The 15,956-nt window shown below is 50.4% G+C and carries 24 protein-coding genes and 1 tRNA gene; 2 read left to right on the top strand and 23 right to left on the bottom strand.

The window, feature by feature from the left end:
* Nucleotides 1-65 precede the first annotated feature (65 nt).
* The 7 genes from MH144_RS11960 to MH144_RS11930 all read right to left on the bottom strand — a co-directional run bounded on the left by MH144_RS11960 (nt 66) and on the right by MH144_RS11930 (nt 4,775).
* Nucleotides 66-1,472, bottom strand: coding sequence for a hypothetical protein (locus MH144_RS11960; RefSeq protein ID WP_239300046.1), 1,407 nt, complete (start codon nt 1,470-1,472; stop codon nt 66-68).
* Between the two features lie 74 nt (nt 1,473-1,546).
* Nucleotides 1,547-1,993 (bottom strand): hypothetical protein, encoded by a 447-nt coding sequence (locus MH144_RS11955; RefSeq protein ID WP_239300044.1) that lies wholly within the window; start codon nt 1,991-1,993, stop codon nt 1,547-1,549.
* Complete coding sequence (locus tag MH144_RS11950) at nt 1,956-2,207, bottom strand: hypothetical protein (protein WP_239300042.1); 252 nt, start codon at nt 2,205-2,207, stop codon at nt 1,956-1,958. Before MH144_RS11950 ends, MH144_RS11955 begins: the two co-directional genes overlap by 38 nt.
* 23 nt (nt 2,208-2,230) lie before the next feature.
* Nucleotides 2,231-3,025 (bottom strand): hypothetical protein, encoded by a 795-nt coding sequence (locus MH144_RS11945; RefSeq protein ID WP_239300040.1) that lies wholly within the window; start codon nt 3,023-3,025, stop codon nt 2,231-2,233.
* Nucleotides 3,026-3,260: 235 nt separating this feature from the next.
* The gene (locus MH144_RS11940; RefSeq protein WP_239300038.1) at nt 3,261-3,797 is read right to left on the bottom strand and encodes a hypothetical protein; all 537 of its coding nucleotides are present in this window, start codon (nt 3,795-3,797) and stop codon (nt 3,261-3,263) included.
* Nucleotides 3,794-3,979, bottom strand: coding sequence for a hypothetical protein (locus MH144_RS11935; protein ID WP_239300036.1), 186 nt, complete (start codon nt 3,977-3,979; stop codon nt 3,794-3,796). The genes MH144_RS11940 and MH144_RS11935 overlap by 4 nt, the downstream gene beginning before the upstream one ends.
* Before the next feature lie 214 nt (nt 3,980-4,193).
* Nucleotides 4,194-4,775 carry a hypothetical protein gene (locus MH144_RS11930; protein ID WP_239300034.1) on the bottom strand — a complete coding sequence of 194 codons (582 nt, stop codon included), beginning with the start codon at nt 4,773-4,775 and terminating at the stop codon, nt 4,194-4,196.
* A gap of 107 nt (nt 4,776-4,882) precedes the next feature.
* Here MH144_RS11930 and MH144_RS11925 point away from each other — a divergent pair, with 107 nt between their 5' ends.
* Nucleotides 4,883-5,134: a helix-turn-helix domain-containing protein gene (locus tag MH144_RS11925; protein WP_275440065.1), complete on the top strand. Its 252-nt coding sequence runs from the start codon at nt 4,883-4,885 to the stop codon at nt 5,132-5,134.
* A 47-nt stretch (nt 5,135-5,181) separates the two neighbouring features.
* On the opposite strand, the gene MH144_RS11920 is transcribed toward MH144_RS11925, so the two are convergent.
* Nucleotides 5,182-5,688, bottom strand: coding sequence for a toprim domain-containing protein (locus tag MH144_RS11920; RefSeq protein WP_239300030.1), 507 nt, complete (start codon nt 5,686-5,688; stop codon nt 5,182-5,184).
* Between the two features lie 608 nt (nt 5,689-6,296).
* On the opposite strand from MH144_RS11920, the gene MH144_RS11915 reads away from it, so the two are divergent.
* Entirely contained in the window at nt 6,297-6,515 is a 219-nt protein-coding gene (locus MH144_RS11915; protein WP_239300028.1) for a helix-turn-helix domain-containing protein, read from the top strand.
* On the opposite strand, the gene MH144_RS11910 is transcribed toward MH144_RS11915, so the two are convergent.
* The 15 genes from MH144_RS11910 to MH144_RS11840 form a co-directional block, all read right to left on the bottom strand.
* Complete coding sequence (locus MH144_RS11910) at nt 6,516-7,874, bottom strand: DnaB-like helicase C-terminal domain-containing protein (protein ID WP_239300026.1); 1,359 nt, start codon at nt 7,872-7,874, stop codon at nt 6,516-6,518.
* A 241-nt stretch (nt 7,875-8,115) separates the two neighbouring features.
* Nucleotides 8,116-8,475 carry a P-loop NTPase family protein gene (locus tag MH144_RS30975; protein WP_343226051.1) on the bottom strand — a complete coding sequence of 120 codons (360 nt, stop codon included), beginning with the start codon at nt 8,473-8,475 and terminating at the stop codon, nt 8,116-8,118.
* Nucleotides 8,476-9,037: 562 nt separating this feature from the next.
* Nucleotides 9,038-9,472, bottom strand: coding sequence for a hypothetical protein (locus MH144_RS11900; RefSeq protein WP_239300022.1), 435 nt, complete (start codon nt 9,470-9,472; stop codon nt 9,038-9,040).
* Complete coding sequence (locus MH144_RS11895) at nt 9,459-9,932, bottom strand: hypothetical protein (RefSeq protein WP_239300020.1); 474 nt, start codon at nt 9,930-9,932, stop codon at nt 9,459-9,461. Before MH144_RS11895 ends, MH144_RS11900 begins: the two co-directional genes overlap by 14 nt.
* Nucleotides 9,933-10,319: 387 nt before the next feature.
* On the bottom strand, nt 10,320-10,691 hold the full coding sequence (locus MH144_RS11890; RefSeq protein ID WP_239300018.1) for a hypothetical protein: 372 nt from the start codon (nt 10,689-10,691) through the stop codon (nt 10,320-10,322).
* The gene (locus MH144_RS11885; RefSeq protein WP_239300016.1) at nt 10,684-11,010 is read right to left on the bottom strand and encodes a hypothetical protein; all 327 of its coding nucleotides are present in this window, start codon (nt 11,008-11,010) and stop codon (nt 10,684-10,686) included. The genes MH144_RS11890 and MH144_RS11885 overlap by 8 nt, the downstream gene beginning before the upstream one ends.
* Nucleotides 11,011-11,057: 47 nt before the next feature.
* The gene (locus MH144_RS11880) at nt 11,058-11,357 is read right to left on the bottom strand and encodes a hypothetical protein (protein ID WP_239300014.1); all 300 of its coding nucleotides are present in this window, start codon (nt 11,355-11,357) and stop codon (nt 11,058-11,060) included.
* A gap of 5 nt (nt 11,358-11,362) precedes the next feature.
* On the bottom strand, nt 11,363-11,713 hold the full coding sequence (locus MH144_RS11875) for a BC1872 family protein (RefSeq protein ID WP_239300012.1): 351 nt from the start codon (nt 11,711-11,713) through the stop codon (nt 11,363-11,365).
* Nucleotides 11,710-11,955: a hypothetical protein gene (locus MH144_RS11870; RefSeq protein ID WP_239300010.1), complete on the bottom strand. Its 246-nt coding sequence runs from the start codon at nt 11,953-11,955 to the stop codon at nt 11,710-11,712. The genes MH144_RS11875 and MH144_RS11870 overlap by 4 nt, the downstream gene beginning before the upstream one ends.
* A gap of 75 nt (nt 11,956-12,030) precedes the next feature.
* A complete protein-coding gene (locus MH144_RS11865) occupies nt 12,031-12,381 on the bottom strand; it encodes a hypothetical protein (protein ID WP_239300008.1) in 351 nt (116 codons plus the stop codon).
* Between the two features lie 124 nt (nt 12,382-12,505).
* Nucleotides 12,506-12,706: a hypothetical protein gene (locus MH144_RS11860; RefSeq protein ID WP_239300006.1), complete on the bottom strand. Its 201-nt coding sequence runs from the start codon at nt 12,704-12,706 to the stop codon at nt 12,506-12,508.
* A gap of 388 nt (nt 12,707-13,094) precedes the next feature.
* On the bottom strand, nt 13,095-13,493 hold the full coding sequence (locus MH144_RS11855; RefSeq protein WP_239300004.1) for a helix-turn-helix domain-containing protein: 399 nt from the start codon (nt 13,491-13,493) through the stop codon (nt 13,095-13,097).
* Nucleotides 13,493-14,536: a helix-turn-helix domain-containing protein gene (locus tag MH144_RS11850; RefSeq protein ID WP_239300002.1), complete on the bottom strand. Its 1,044-nt coding sequence runs from the start codon at nt 14,534-14,536 to the stop codon at nt 13,493-13,495. The genes MH144_RS11855 and MH144_RS11850 overlap by 1 nt, the downstream gene beginning before the upstream one ends.
* A 123-nt stretch (nt 14,537-14,659) precedes the next feature.
* Nucleotides 14,660-15,388: a tyrosine-type recombinase/integrase gene (locus MH144_RS11845; RefSeq protein ID WP_239300000.1), complete on the bottom strand. Its 729-nt coding sequence runs from the start codon at nt 15,386-15,388 to the stop codon at nt 14,660-14,662.
* A gap of 380 nt (nt 15,389-15,768) precedes the next feature.
* Nucleotides 15,769-15,854: transfer RNA gene (locus MH144_RS11840), tRNA-Leu, on the bottom strand.
* Between the last annotated feature and the right edge of the window lie 102 nt (nt 15,855-15,956).

The following is a 15,956-nucleotide window of genomic DNA, read 5'->3' as shown; positions in this document are numbered from 1 at the left end:
TAATACGTCACTCCTTCCCTCGCGTATTACTCGTGTATTTGCGCTGGATTGCGTGAAGCTAGCGCTTATGCGGCGTCCACCTCCTTCGTATCGAAGCGTTGTTCTACCGGTACGATTAATTTAACGAAATGGTAAAACGTCATCTTTCCGTCTACTTTAACTTCGATGGACGAAGCATCTCCGCTACGAGACGCGATTCCTACGGTTCCGACCGGATGTCCACACTCCTCCTTGTACGTTTGAACAACGTCACCCGCTTTAATCTCGTTAACCTTACGTCCGATCGCCGCCCATTTCGCCTCTTCCGCTTGCTTACGTTCGATTTCCGCGACTTCCTCTGCGGTGAGTTTCGTAAGTTCCGTTGGGTCCGCCATCCATGCGTCATGTGTCGGGAAGTCTACGATGATTTTATCCCCGCTAGTACGCGTGACTTTACCGATATCTCCGTTACTTACACTGGCGTAGCCAAAGCGCGGACGTTTACCGTCTTCTACCGTCAATTTAACGCTATCGCCTACGCTGAATTGCGCGATGAGAGCTGCGCGTTTAGCGGCCGCCACCTCTTGTTCTGTTGCGTGGACTAATTTAACCGCTTGCGTCCACGCCTCCGCCCCATCAGCCAGACGCTTAGTTCGATAGGGAACGTCGCTCGAGTCAACCACAAGAATTTCTACGATATCTCCGGTCCGCATTACGGTGGCTCCGTCTCTTACAAACCGCGCATAATCTCCGACGGCCAGGCGTTCCGCTTTCTTCGTAGGCTCCGCGTTTACCGGTTCAAGTACGACGTATTCGCGGTGGAATAATCCTGCGCCGACTTCCTTAACGGATACTCCCGTCCCATCACCCCAACGATCCGCATTGATGACGGTGAGCTGTGTACCGATATGGTAGTCTCCGTGCTGCTCCTCTACCGTCTTAATCCGCTCGCCTACGTTAGCTTTCCGCTTAACCTCACGATATTGAGGCGTAGAAACCGCAACCTTTTCGTAGACTTCGTAATCATCACTACCTGCGTCGTAATCGTCACCATCATCGTCCGATACTTCCGGATCTCCGAGACTGTCTACGTAATTTACAACGTACAGCTCCGATTCTGTCACGTAGCTAGAACGGTCCTCATCCGTAAACTTAATCGCATCTCCTTCACGGACATCGCGATCGACTTTGCGCCATTTTGCGCCCTGAAACGTGATAGTTTCCGGTGTTGATTCGTTGACTGGCGCGTAGACATCGAAGTCTTCTCCGGCGGTATCGTAATCGTCGTCGCCGTAATCGTCAGTAATCCGCGCGTCACCGAAACTGTCAATTCTATTAACCGCGTAAAATCCTCCGCTTGTGATTTCCTCTACATCAGTTTCGCTATCGAACCGGATAATATCGCCCGCTTGAGCCTTACGTTCAACCTTACGATAAGTCACGTCGCCCACCGTTACTTCTACTGCCGGAATTACCACGTTAAGTTTCGCCATCTTTTACGTTCTCCTTCGCTTGGGCTGCCGTTTGGCCTCCGCCCGGTCTTGCGTTAATATATGGTCGATTCCGCTTAAGCCGCCGCAATAACTTCGCGATCCAGCGTAAGAGATAGCTCGACCCAACGTTCGGTCGCGCTTGCCTCTTTGCACCAGTACTCGCCGATCATGCGGTTCTCGAACATGAATACACGCGGTCCGGCTTCCGTAACCCAAACGCCTACTATGAAGTCTGCCTCGGATAAATCATACGTTGTGCCGTTACCTTTCTTCGCGTAGACTACGAGGTCGCCGCCGCGGTCTATGCGCTGTCTTACCGTCTTCACCTGAATCTTCGCGTAATCACCCGTTAGAGGATCGCGCGCCAGGATATCGTAGGCTTCGTCCGTTTCCGCTTGATGCACGGTCCATCCGTTAGCTAACAGCGCAAGACGCGCCGCCAGCTCCGAATACTTGCCCGTTATTTCTGATTGGTGTGCGATATCAATCACTCTCCCTTTCCGGTGTAAATACGATTTCAAATTCGCTTTCTTCCGGCGGCATCTCCGCAGCGCCGAACGCCGTATATTGCGTAGGCTCCACGCTGAGCGCAACCTCTACGGTAAACAATCCGTGATCCTTCGTGAGCGCCGTAAGAAACTTCGCGAGATCGCCACCGACCTGCGGAAGCCTCTTCGCGTCTGGTACGTTGATTAAGACGGTTACCTTGCGTGTTTCCGGTCCGGCTACGTTCATGTTACCGCCTCCTTAACGTTTAATTAGAACGGTAAGTCCTCTTCCGTGATATCGAGTGGCGCGTCATTATCGGATGGAGTTTGCGCGTTACTTGCGCTGGCACCGATCGAGAGACCGAGACGTCCGATATCGAATCCGGCGATTACGAGATTCTTCGTTTGCTCCTCTTCGTCAGCTACATACAAGCACGTTTCGAATGCCGCGAAGTCAAATTCTGCATCCGCCAGCTTAGCGAAGTTCTTACGCTCCTCTTCCGTCAGGTCTTCGTCCATATCGATGATAGGAGATAGCGCGACGACTGCGTTGGTGCCTGCGCCGGTCTTCGTAAGTTCGAACGCGATAGTGCCGAGTTTCTTCGCGTACTTCTCGATGACCGCTTTAAGCGTCTTCTCTTGTTTCGGCGACAAGTCGACTACTATGTCCTTTCCGGTAGTCAAATCGAAGAATGCGCGGAGGAAACGTTGCTTACCGCGATACAGATACGCCTCGTCCGTAATCTTCTTGACCGCATCTTCGGTAGCGCCGGCTTTTTTCGCTTTGTCAGCATCCGCGTAAAGTAACGATGCAGCTTCGTCCCATACCGTAGGGTTTGCGTCGATGTAGCCGCGGGCATTACGTGTTGGCGGATTCTTCGGTACGAACGTGTTCACTTTTTTGTAGATGCTGTAACCGTAGTACTCCGCGACGTTGAATACGGATTTGACACCGACTTTGAACGTACTTCCGGATTTGAACGATACGATCGGACTTTCCTGCGCGCCTCCGTCGTTATTAGTTGCTGCCGCTGCTGCTTCGCCGACTTTAGTGAAAATGCTCATTCAATCACGTTCCTTTACGGTTTATTTGTTCGAACGGGGATTGCGCTACTGGATACGTGTGCACTCCGTATCGTTCGCGGCTTACTCTTCGCTTGTGCTAAGCGGATCATTGTCCGCTCCTGTTCCACAAGTCCCACGCCCGCTGCACGGCACTAACCGGAAGTTTCCGCAGCTAATACCGCGCAGCCGACGCAGGGCCGACTTGTTACGCCATTTAAATAGGAAATGATACGGTTCAAATTACCGCGGCATAACTCTCGGCCGCCTTCAAAACGTCACGTCTCACACGGTTTATATCGCGTTCCACCTCTGTTATACGCATAGTCAAAGCGTTAACTCTCGCATGGTATGCGTTTCGCTTCGCTTCGGATCTCGCACCTAAAGCCGCCGTCCGTAATTCGCATACCTCCGTTTCCATCCGCGTACGCATATCGAGCAGCTTGCGTTCTTCCTGCAGAGCCCGCCGCTTATGCTTGCGCAACTCCTTATCCGCCAGCTTTTCGATAACGCCGCGCCATTCACGTTGTACGCTCGCCTCACGAACGGTGATTACAGCGTTATCCGCAATGGCGACGAAGATAACGACCTTGCCGGAAGTGTATGCGCGGCGCATCTTGCCGGAGTCATCCGGAATACATCCGATAAACGACGCGGTATCAAGTTTCTGCGCAATCCATTCGTTGATTTGCGTATCGCTTCCGCGGACATTGAACCGTTCACGGACGCGTTTAATTGCGTGAGAAGTTGCGGACCATCTTAGCGGAGTTTTCACGCGATCACCCGGCCTTTCATAACTGCGCGGACATCGACGTAATCGGCTGCGTCTTCGTATTCGCGCACGCCTCCACGGTACTCTACGTCAGGGTAACGGCGAGTCGGCGGGTAAATTTCGTTAAAAAAGCGTGAAACTTCGTTGTTAGACGAACGTATATTTTTAGTAAGAGCGCGTTTCATACGGCGCACCTCCGGGTATAATATAGTTAGATAGCGTTGACAAGCGTTATCAACCATGGTAATATGCTAATTGTGAGTTGGACATGTTACCAAAGATTTACAACATACATATTGTCAATTTGTTAAGAAAGTATGATATACTCTTTTTGAGAAAAGGTCGGGCTTCGTGCCTGAAACTCCGACCGAACTCAAAGTGAGAACTACAATTATTAAGTCAGATTGCGTGTGCTAACACTTTCTGGCAGTCTTTTCTTAATCTTTGGATAAACTTGCGGTGTGTGTCTACATTCTTACCGTCCTGCTGCGCCAACAGCCGTGCGGTACTAGACTCACTGTAACCGGGGTCAATCATAAAGGTTAAGACTCTCATTTTTCTTTGGTCACCGGCCGCCAAGCTGGTGATCTTTTCTTTAGTTAGGAAGTTATCGTCTACGATCGCCAAATCGTCTACGAACTCCATTTCAACAAAACCATCTTCTGACTCTCTGCAAGGTAGCGACACCGTCTCTATCCCTTTACATTTAACAGAGTGCCTTTTTTTCGTTCTCCCGAGCCTTCGCTTTATGTTGTGCACAACAAGTTGGGAGAAGTCTCCGAGAGTGCCATCGAAATCCATTATCGTTTCATCAATTAAGTCGAAGCATTGTTCTTCGAAATGCTCTTGCTTGACTCTATTCCTGTTCGCTTCCGAGAGACTATGTATCATCTTTTGAAAGTGTGCTTTCACTTCCCAAAGTGCTGCGTCATCTCCATTGCGAGCTGCGATAGCCATTGTATTCAATTGTTGCTTATTCACCATTTACCATCTCCTTATTGTTGTCTACACTATATATAGGGACAAAAAAATCAAAAGTTGGGACATCATTTCAAAATCTTTTTTTATTCTTGTTGTTGGAGGGTTTTATGTATGAAGTCGGTAAGTGCCGACTTCGGGAGATACTTAAGTCCAAAAGGATGACGCAAGTTAAGTTGGCTGAACTTACTGGTATAAGTAAGCAGCAGATCAACAACTATATTAATCGTCAGCATATTGTCGGTGTAATGGGCTTAGGCACCCTACGCACCATAGCGGAAGCACTTAACCTTGATTCCCCTTATGAGCTGTACGAAATGAAGAGAGTTGCGCGTTCTCCCGAAGAGGCTGCAAGCGATTAGTTCGCTTGTACCGACGAATAGTACACAGGTTTGTGTACTGCCTAATATTACATTATTTGACGATACGTGTCGATACTATGTTGCGCTCTCTTGAAAATATTTCTTCTAACAGCGCAAGCAACCGTATTCCTCACCGTTTCTTCATCGCCAACCTCATTCGCATCCTTCGCGCCATCCGGCCACCTTACGTCGTACAACTCGCAATATCCGCGCATCTTAGCCGCAGCTTCCTCACGCAGCTTCTCGCCCGCCGCATCGTTATCCGTACCGATCACAAGCGCAGTTACCGGAGACATCCGCAGCATTTCCGCCTGGGCATCTGTAAACGTAGAACCGCCGACTGCCACCGCAGGTATACCGCAGCTCCATAGATACATCGCGTCTGTTTCGGATTCGACGATAACAATCCGGTTTATCCTCCGCGCGTAAACGAGGTGGATACCGTATAACATGTTACGGACAGGCGCGCCGCCCTTAGCATACCAAAACGCCTTAGACCAAGTCGCACGCCACTTCACGTTTATTACAGTACCGTCCGGCGCATGCCACGGCATTACAACCGCGTTCTTCTCGCCGTCGTACCCGCAATCGAATGCGCGTTGTACTTCCGGATCGACTCCGCGGCCTGTTAGATACGGAACGACTACGGTCTGATATGCGCTAACATCGATCGGCTGCGGTTTAGGCGGGGGTCCTGGCGGAACAAGTTTGATGCGTAGTTTAGGCGGACCATCTTCCGCTACGTCTCCGGTCAGTAGTTCCTCGCGCGCCTCTTCGTACGTGATATTTCGAAGGAACGCGTAGAGCTTAACGGGTCCACCGCGCGCCCATTCCGGATCGTTTGCGCCTGAGTCACGCCAGCAACCGAAGTCCGGCGAGTCGGGGTCAGTAATTACGCTAAAGGACGGCGTCTTATCTACGCGATTACCAAACGGGGATGAGGCGTTGAGGCGGCCGCGAGTATTCGGTTGAATATTACGCCAGTCATGCGCTTCGATTGCGGCTAAGAACGTGTCAACGTTTATGACATTGCGGATAGAGTTGTCCTCCTTTCCTATTGAACACTTCTCCAAAACGTGCTATAGTGGATAAAAATACCGATTCACGTTTTGTGTATCCCCATCCTAATACACGATTCGTGAATAGTCAAGGAGAAATTTGCATGAGTTATGAAGAGATTGTTGCCCGAAATATCCGACTTCTTATCGAACAAAACAACGTAGAGCAAAAGGAGCTTTCCGCCGCACTCGGTATCACACCGCAGAGCCTTAGCAACTACCTCTCAGGAACTCGTAAGTTTCCAATCGGACTTATTCCAGTGGTCGCTGATTACTTTGGCGTTACTATCGATCACTTGTACGGACGGAGCGACGAGCGGTAATTAAAAACCGCTCACGTCCGCAAACTGTGCCGCCTGCCCTTGCGCATCCAACTCGCGTACCACGCCGTAATTCGGCAGATATACGATTTCAACACGCGTGTCCTCGCCGCCATTACGGCCCTTACCCAATTCGATAACTCCGCGTCCTTCCTGCGCAAGTGTATCGATTCCGAATACGTTAGCCGCGTCCTCAAGTATCGCCTTCGACTTCTTAATACCGGCTCTCGGCGGAGGGCTAAGTTCTCGCGTTCCGTCTTCGTTCTTCTCTTTCGCGTCTTCTTCCGCTTGCGTCACGACATGTATTACGGTTTTCGTTTGGCCGGCTAACCGCTTGAGCTTGACGCTAGTCGCCGCGACATCTCCGCCCGCCACATGCGACGTATTCTTCTCGTAGTCCATCAGATAAATCGGATCGATTATGACGACATCCGCATCGATCTCGTTAATGTCCGCTTCAAGCTGCGAGATCGAACGTTGCGAAAACCCTTCGCTATCTGCCGCACGCAATACGATACGTCCCGGTATAATCTCGCTGAGCATTTCGATAAACGCTACAAGTCCGCGTTCATACGCTTCGTCCAGCTTACCCATGAGCATCGCGCGGTTATCGAAGCCAACCGTATAGTCCACGCCTTCAATTCGCTTAACCGTTTCGCTGATCCTGGCGCTGATCGACGAGTATGCGCGCGCCATCCATTCGTACTCCGACATTTCGAGCGCCCATACGAGGACTACAGCACCCTGGAACGCCGATTCAATACCGTCTTCCATGACCATTACGGATTTACCGCGGCCAGATCGCGCATACCAGGCGTATGTGTTTCCTGAAAAATAGCCGCCGATCTGTGTGTTAATTGTACCGAATTTGCTGCGCCATATTTTAAAAGAAGTGCCTGCTTTTCGTGCGCGGAACTCTTCTAAAAATCGCTCACCCGATGTGGAAATATCAGTCATCTTCGGAACACTCGTTCGTGTTTTAATCTTAATCTCATTTGCTCGCGTGGTCAAGCTATTAATGAAGGATTCTGTCGACATTTGGCCGAAGTCCCGCTCTAGGTCCGGACTATTCAGCAACGCCGCCAATTCCCGCTTACCTGTCGCATCTTTTAGCTGCCCCGCAAGGTACTCGAACGAATCCGTAACCTCCGGAATGTACGTCACGTTTCGTACATTTGCGACAAAGGTTGCGAGTGAAGGCGTAGCACCTCCGTTCTCCTTCGCGTAGCTTTCAATAAAGTCGTATGCGCTCTGCTCAGGTAGCGTAGGAAAGTCCGATCGCTTAACGTTATACTTCGTGAGTGCCTGCGTAGAGCCTGCGTCAATCAACTTAGATAGCAATTGCTGACCTGTAACTGCCATTGTACTATACACCTCCTGTTTTACACTGCATGTTATATTACGTCAACTCGCGTTTAGGTCAAAATTCCCATGTGCGCCATTCGACACCAGTTCCAGTAAACGTAAATTTTTGGACACATTTAGGTAAATAATCCGCAAAAATGTGAGCTATATCACTGCGGTCAAGTCGCAATTTGTCGAAGATGAACCACTTTATTTATCCCCATCTCCCGAATACTCCCGAATGCTCACTTTTTCGTTTTTACGCTCGTTTTAATCCGCGATGACTTATTCCGACAAACTCGCGCTCGATACAGAGATCCCGCATCCGGTCGACGAGTCGCGGCTTCATTTCGCGAAACACCGTATTTAAGTCACGCAGCGGAATATTACTCGTATACACCGTGACCATTCCGTTAGTCACGCGGTGATTAATAATCGTGTGCAAATCTCCGCGGAAACCTTCCGTCACGTCACGTACTCCGATATCGTCAAGGACCGCAAAGGGTGCCACCTCTGCTGCCGTCATCCATGCGTAATATTGGCGTGATGCTGGCTCCGCAACGTCGGCGGGTACCGTTGGTCGATTGAACTTGTTATATAGCGTCTGCCACGCGTTCACATCGAGGAAATACGCCGGTCGATCAAGCGCTTGCCTGTTGCGCAGGATTGATCCGATATAATGCCGCGTAATGTATTCCGTAAGGACTGCGCTTGCCGTCGTTGTCTTACCGGTGCCTGGCGAGTCGCTATAAAAGTACAGCGATTTGATCGGCTTTTCCGGATGCTCCTCGAATTGGCGCGCAAACGTCGGTACGTAGCCTTCTAGAACGCGGTATATGGACGCCTGTTCTTCGCGTGCTGGCGAGTTGGCAAGCGTTACTCCGCGGTATTCTAACGGTAGGTTTGCCGCGCCTACCCGTCCGCCTGCGCCATTCAGTCCGTGGTTTGCGATATAGCTCGGACATAGCTTCGTACATTGCGCGCCACCTGCCAGCGAACAGTGCTGCGCGAGTATGCAGTTTTTAGCGTTCGACAATTGCGTTCCTCCTTACTGTATCGCGTTTATAATTATCATGCGGATGATTTACGGCTGTTTTTCGGATGATTTTCGTCTGATGTTTTCGGGCTCTAATTTACACCCTCATGGTCATCCTATCTGTTTGCGCAAAACTTATGACGCGTTAGAATAAATCGATAATCTCATCGTCAGTCAGCGCGTTGTTATCCGAATTATCACCGCAATACTCCGCCTGTTTCGATGCCCGCGCCTGTTCCGCCAGCACTTGCGGCATGATCCTCGGCAATAGATACGCGATCAAAAATCCGGCCGTCAATTGCGGATACTGTGGCGTCACCCGGTGCTCCCGAAATGCTCGCGTAATTGTCTCGCGTAAGGCTTCCGCTCCGTATTGCGTAAGTGCGCGTTTGATGACGCCTTGCTCGAACGCCCAGCCACGCAGAGGAATGTACGTCTCGACTCCGTATTGCTCGCGGTTGAGATCGGAAATCATGGCGTGTACGGTCGGCGTCTTCCATTCGGTGAGCGGAATGTTGCGCCAGTCCTTACGTTGGTCTGCGGTGATTTTCGGTTTAGGCGGTTTCTTAGCGCGAGGCATCGGCGGACACCTCCGTTAGTACTAATAGCGCCTCTCTGACGCGTTCCTCTCGTAAATAATAGATCGCTTGATGTACGGCGGACGAGTAGGAATCCCGCGCTTTGTTCACTTCTAACGCCCGCGAGAACATCGATTGATACCTCGCGTCTAAACGTTCGACCTCCGCCTCAGCCGCAATCGCCCTGCACAAAGCTTCCGGCCACCCTTCTCGTGATTCTGCGATGAACTCTTCGTCTTCACACGCAATACTTACGTAAGCTAGCTCGCTTCCACGCGCGGTTACTACCGACTCCCGCTCAGCGACTATCGGACGCTCATCCTCTCCCGATGCGAACCAAGGTCCCGCTGTTGCAGCCTCACATAGCGCAAGATCCGCCTGCAGATCCCGCTTCGTCTCCGTTGTCATATCGTTGACACCTCCGTAGTATAAGTGGACTAGCGTATTTTGGTAAAACGCCATATTCGGCGATTACGTGGTTGAATGTCGATTTACAAATATTGTTTAAAAGCAGGTTAATGTGTGCATCAAGTTAGTTTTTGTCGACATTGTGCTGATTTTCGTCAACATTAAGCCCAATTAATTCAACATTAACCGATTTTCCAAATAAAACGTTATCTACGATTATCTCCATAATTCTCCCGTTTCCTTACAAATTCATTCCCGGAATTGTTCCGTTGACAAACGCGTAAAACCATAGTGCTACGAGAAGCGGCCAGATGATAACGATTACCCAAAACGCATCATCCGGGAACGAAAACCACACGCATAGTACCGTTGCGAACACTAGCCCGACTAATGCATGCTGGACGTATAAGTTCCGTACTAAACGATGGACGAGCTCCTTTATCACGCGTTCACTCCTTCGATTTTGATGCTTAGCGTATCAAGTGCGTAGCGCATTCCGTTCGCAAAGCTGATCTCTTCACTACTCCCGTCAAACAGGCAAACCTGATACTCATCGCGTATGTTTCGATATGCCTTCGCTAAACGCTCCTCCCCCGTCAACTCACGCTCATACCCGTTAACCAACGCGGCCAGCAACGTGTCGAACGGGATTAAACGTAACGCTTCCGCTGCTCTTACACGGCACTCCGCCTTTCCGCCGGTAGCACGCAGCAGCAAGATATTCTCGTTACTATGTGGGACCTCGTCTTCGCGTAGTATCTCGATCGCGTCCGCAACCTCTACGGGAATAACCGGTTTGTTTACGTTACTCATTCGCGTCAATCCTCCCGTCCCAGCGCTCGAACTCCGCGTAAGATTGTTCGCGTTCGATACCGCTCATCGTCTCCTCCTCAACACGCCTTACAAGAGCTATTGCACGCTCGACCACGTTGGTAACTTGATGCTCCCAGTAGTTATCCGATTGCATCAGAGTTCGCCGTTGCTTAATTCTTCCGAACAAACTCACGTACGACTCGCGCTTATATATCCGGAAACGCAAACCCATATTGCCTAATCCCGCGTATCTGCGTACTACTTCGACCTCATACTCACGCCCACTACCCGCGGTTACCGGAAATTTACGTAGCCTCATTCGCGTCATCTCCTTCGTTTTGTTTGCGATACCATTCGATGATATCGTCAGGTGTTTCGAATGTTACGTCGTTCATGTGTAATCCTCCGTTTAATATCGTTCCTTACGTCATCCACCGTAATAATGCCGCTCCTAAGTAACTCGATCCGGCTCGAATACGATTGGAATCCGCATAGGTGCTGCGTTTCTTCCGATTCGATTGCGCGGATAATTTCGATGTCAGTATCGTTGAAGCCGAAGCTGCGGAGATACTCGTTGTCCTTCCGCTCAACTTTCGCGAGGTACTCTTCTGCGCGTTGAATCTCTTCCGGCGTTGGTGCGAATGCTCTGCGGAAATCTGCGAACATGGCGCTCAGTCCTCCCGAGCTAATTTCGCTACGATAGCCGCAAGTCCAATTGCTTCTGGCGCTGTATCCGCGTTTATATTCTGAGCCACAATCGGATCGTTTTCGTGGTCCAGGTCAACGAACCATCCGTATGGAGTCGCATCCGATAGATACAGGAAATGATCTTTTCGAAGTTCCTCGACGACGAGCCATGCCGCAGATATATCGGTAGTATATTTCGGGACTAATACGCGCACATCGTTAACTAACCGGAACTCGTCGTATGTAGCTCCTCCAAACACTGCCTCTTCTACCCACGCGTCTCTTTCTCGCGCAGACATCGCATGCCACTTTATGATGACTTCTGAGAGTTTCATACCGCGCCTCCTTCATAAGACATTACGTAATCAACTACGCTAGTTGCGATATCCTCCGGATCAACAATGGAACATCTACGCGCGTCAATCTCAAACGTAGGCTCCGAGCATCGGTCGCAGTCCAAATGCTCAAGCTCTTTCGGCAGCCGTAAATATAGTTTCCGCGTATAAAATTCCTGGCCGATGCAGGCAAACATCTTGCGTCCGTCCACCTTTACGATCTTGCCGCGGTAATCATCCATACGTATCCCTCCCGTAATTTAACCGTGATATAAGCGCCTTTCATCCGTACCCTACCGAATACCCTCCGCTCGCCCTTACGCGCCTATATTGACGCTAAATCCAGGCGCTAAGCCCGCGTTAACAGCCGCAATAATCTCCGCCGTCGTCTCACGTATAGCCTGCGCCAGGTCCGCGATGCTTGCGTACTCCGAATCGGTTGCCTCGCGCAATCTGACGTTATCGATTAGCGCGGCTAGGTTGGCGCTCGTTAGCGGGTAATATGCGATTTCGTCCCACCGTTCTTTTAACGCGGGAAGTTCGGCGCCTTCAACCGGTTTATATCCGGGCGCCTTCGTAGGGTCAACGAGTTTGCGTTGCAGGACGATGAAGTTGTGCGCGTCCGTTTTGATTGCGTAATTTTGCGTGAGTTTCACGTGGTTTTTCACTTCGGAAACACCTCCGGTATATTTGTGACTAGCGCGCTGTAATCGGCGGAAATACACGCAATTATTACGGCAGCAGCAAGGAGATAAACGGTAATGACAGCGTAATACATGCGCCCTTTGCATCTCATAGGCGGCCGTCCCACGCTTGGAATGCGTCGATGGCGGCGGACTTGCGTTGTATCCGCGGTAGAATGTCGTCCGTGAAATCTCCGCACACTTTCCGCGCAATTGAGATGTAGTCCGGATAGTCAGCTTTGTACACTCCGTATCCGTCGTAAAACTTACCGTGAGCTACACCAGCAAATCCGAAAATCTTGCGCCGCACGAACAGTCTTACGAAAACGTACTTACCGTCAACGTCCTCTCCGCGCTTTATCGTAACGCGGTACTGCGTGCCGTCTGCGGCAATGACGGGAAATTTCGTGAGCTTGCGGTTAGACATAACGTGATTCCTCCGTTTCTTTTATAAGTGCGTATATGCTCGCGATTCGCTACGCTCATACTCGCCGTCGCCTTTGGCTCCGTATAACTTTCTGCGCGCAATCAATTAGGTTAGTAATTAATCGTCCCGCGAAGTTTAGTTTGCGAAGCAAAATCAACTGAGCGGTAATGTTTAATCTAGTTATAAAGATGGTTCTAGTTATTACTGGTTCTTCTTAGTGTGATGCCGAGCCTTGTAAGCTCCAAGCTATGTGGCGTTAACGTCACCTGGCTCACTTATCGAATATCCGCAAGCCGCTGACCGGCAGGATTTTGTACACGGTGTTCTCCCACTTCTTACTATCCGGATGGCGCGTCCGCTCCCGTAACATTAGCGGTTGTCCTTTCCACCGGTAGTCTGCGAGTGCCTTAACGCGCCTGGCCGCCGTCTCCCGCGCCACTCCGAGACTGTTAGCGATCTGCCATTGCGTAGGGTAACACGTTCCATCCGCGCCCATATACGAGGCGAGGACGATAAGCGTCTGCAGACGCTCCGGTCCGAGATCCGCAATCATCCCGGAGCGTACAGCCTCAACGTAGAATTTAACGAAGATGCGCGTTTCGGTTGCGCCGGACGTAACGGAGTATTCCGTTTGGGATTCGACGGAGACTAAGCGTTGAGTATCCGACATTATGCAGCGTCCTCCTTTCGCGAAATTTCGTTGTTAAGTGTCGTATTGCCAAAGTCTATTGCGAATGGAAACGGTAACCCCGTCTGTTCGCGCCATATTTCAAGCGATGACTTTTTGTAACCGTAGCGTGCGTTATCGGCCGCAATCTGTTCGACGGTGCGTGGGTTATCGAAGCACCAATACGTAAATTTGCGAAACTCTTCCGGAGTCAATCCGTTCTGTGCCGCCAGTTTGCTGACTAGCGCATCGAAACGGACTTGATCGAGTTCAAAGCGTTGCCTGTTCGCTTCGAACCATTCGAAAGGGTTTGCGGCGCTCTTATTAGCGTTCAGCCACGAAGCTAACGGGCGCATGTTGCCGAGATATGTTCCGCAATGTCCGGTCGCTATCGGAATGAAGTGGTCGTCGTCACATTCGGTTTCATCCGTAAGATCGCACGTACCACCTCCGTCGAGTCGCATTGCTAGTCGGTGAGTGCGTTCCCAATTCGTAGGGAGACTTAGCAATAGCGTTCGCCTACGATTTGCTGCGGCTCTTACTACGTCATCGTTACGCTGATCTGACGTGCACTCCCTGCAACGCGAACTTACTCCGAGCAGACAGTGACTCTTTTGTGTAAATTGTGTAAGCGATAGGAACTGCCCACAACCTGTGCATACCTTTAAAAATTGGGCTCGAAGACGGGTTATACCTCTCTTCCGTATCCATCCGACTACTCCGTCATAATTCTCTCCAAGATACTGATACAACTTCGTAGTTACCGTGCTGTTTCGATTTGGAGGTGGGACATATACCTCCTCACCGTTGAAGGCGGTTCTCCACCAGTCGTCCAATAGATCCTCTATATCCCAATCCGTCAATTTCGGGATATCCATTTCGACGTCTTCATCGTAAGCAACGTACAACTCTACGTGTCCGCGGTGAATCTCTCTACGGATAACTTGGTGATGGACGTTAAATGCACGAGCTACAACCGCTATTGAAGCTCCGCTATCTAACGCGTCTTGTAAAAGCTCGACGTTCAGTTTAGGACTACGCGTCATTAATCATTCTCCTTTCCGTTTTGCTTCTCGTATTATATAGGGACACAAAATTGCGGAATTGGGACATCGTAAATAAAAAAAAAATAACGCACATCCCCGAAGAGACATGCGTCAGTGTTTTCGTTATAATTTCGTATTCCGTTTCGCTTTAGGCTTCGAGAGTAACCGGTCGATCGGACTGGCCTTCGCATGTTCCGCTTTTAAGTCGTTGTTAACTAGCGATACATATCTGCGCGTCATTTCCATTGTAGAGTGTCCCAACGATTTCTGGACCGCAAATGAGTTCGCGCCATTACGCAGGAACTCCAACGCGAATACATGCCGCAAATCATACGGGCGGATATGTACGCCGATCTTCTTGCAATATATCTCCATGCGGTCGCCCCACGTATGCCGATTGAGTGGACGCCCTTCATACGAACAAAATATCGGAGTATCCGGACCCCACTCGTCATCTCGAACGGAAATTAGCTTGCGTAATGATTTCGTAGTCATATCCGACAGCGGCAATGTCCGCGCACTACGATTCTTTGCGACCTGCGCCGGTATATGAATCTCCTTCAACGATAGCTTAAAATCCTGCGGTATTAACTTCATCGCCTCGGACGGACGGATGCCAGTATCGAGCGTCAATACGATTAACGTGTAATCGCGTAGGCCGACAAATGTACGCTGATCCGGCGCCGCTAGTAACGCCTGAAGCACTTCGGTCTCAACAGCTACTGCGCGGTTGCCTGTCCTCCGTTTCTTCGTATGCTCAAGCGGATTGACTGTTATATAACCTTCGCCGACGCAGTATTTAAAGAATGCGCGGAGATAGACCAGACGGTTATTGAACGTAGACGGCGACATCTCACCGGACATATGCGCTAGGCACCCGTCCTTTAACGCAGCCTCCGTATCCCACGCGTCCGGATACCGCTTAAACAGCAGCTCTACGGCGCGCGTATAGTCCGTTAATGTTTGCTCCCCTATTCCGTCATCAAGCCGCTTATGCGCCAGAAAATCCGCCATTATCTCGCTCCAACCTGGACGCGCATTTCCGTAACTCTTTTTAATTTCGCGTAATCGCGCCAATGCAAAAAGCACCCCTTCCGTTAGGTGAACGGTGGGATGCTCCGATGTGTTTGCGCGGCTCCTGTGTACCTGCGGATTACTCCGAGACAAGTACGCAGGACCCATCGCATTTTGACGCTCATTTAACGCTGTGTTTGCGGGTAAAACCGCTAGGATGCCGAGGACCGGGATCGAACCGGTACGGTAGTCACCTACCGCAGGATTTTAAGTCCTGTGCGTCTGCCAATTCCGCCACCCCGGCATATGTATGTATTACTTTATCACTTGAGGCGACAAGAAATATCTTATCATAGGATTGAACATTATGCAACATATAATTTAATTTTTTAATACGACTACTATA

This window comes from Paenibacillus sp. ACRRY (assembly GCF_022346995.1).
Taxonomy (GTDB): Bacteria; Bacillota; Bacilli; order Paenibacillales; family Paenibacillaceae; genus Paenibacillus.
This window is presented reverse-complemented; position numbering and strand designations above follow the sequence as displayed.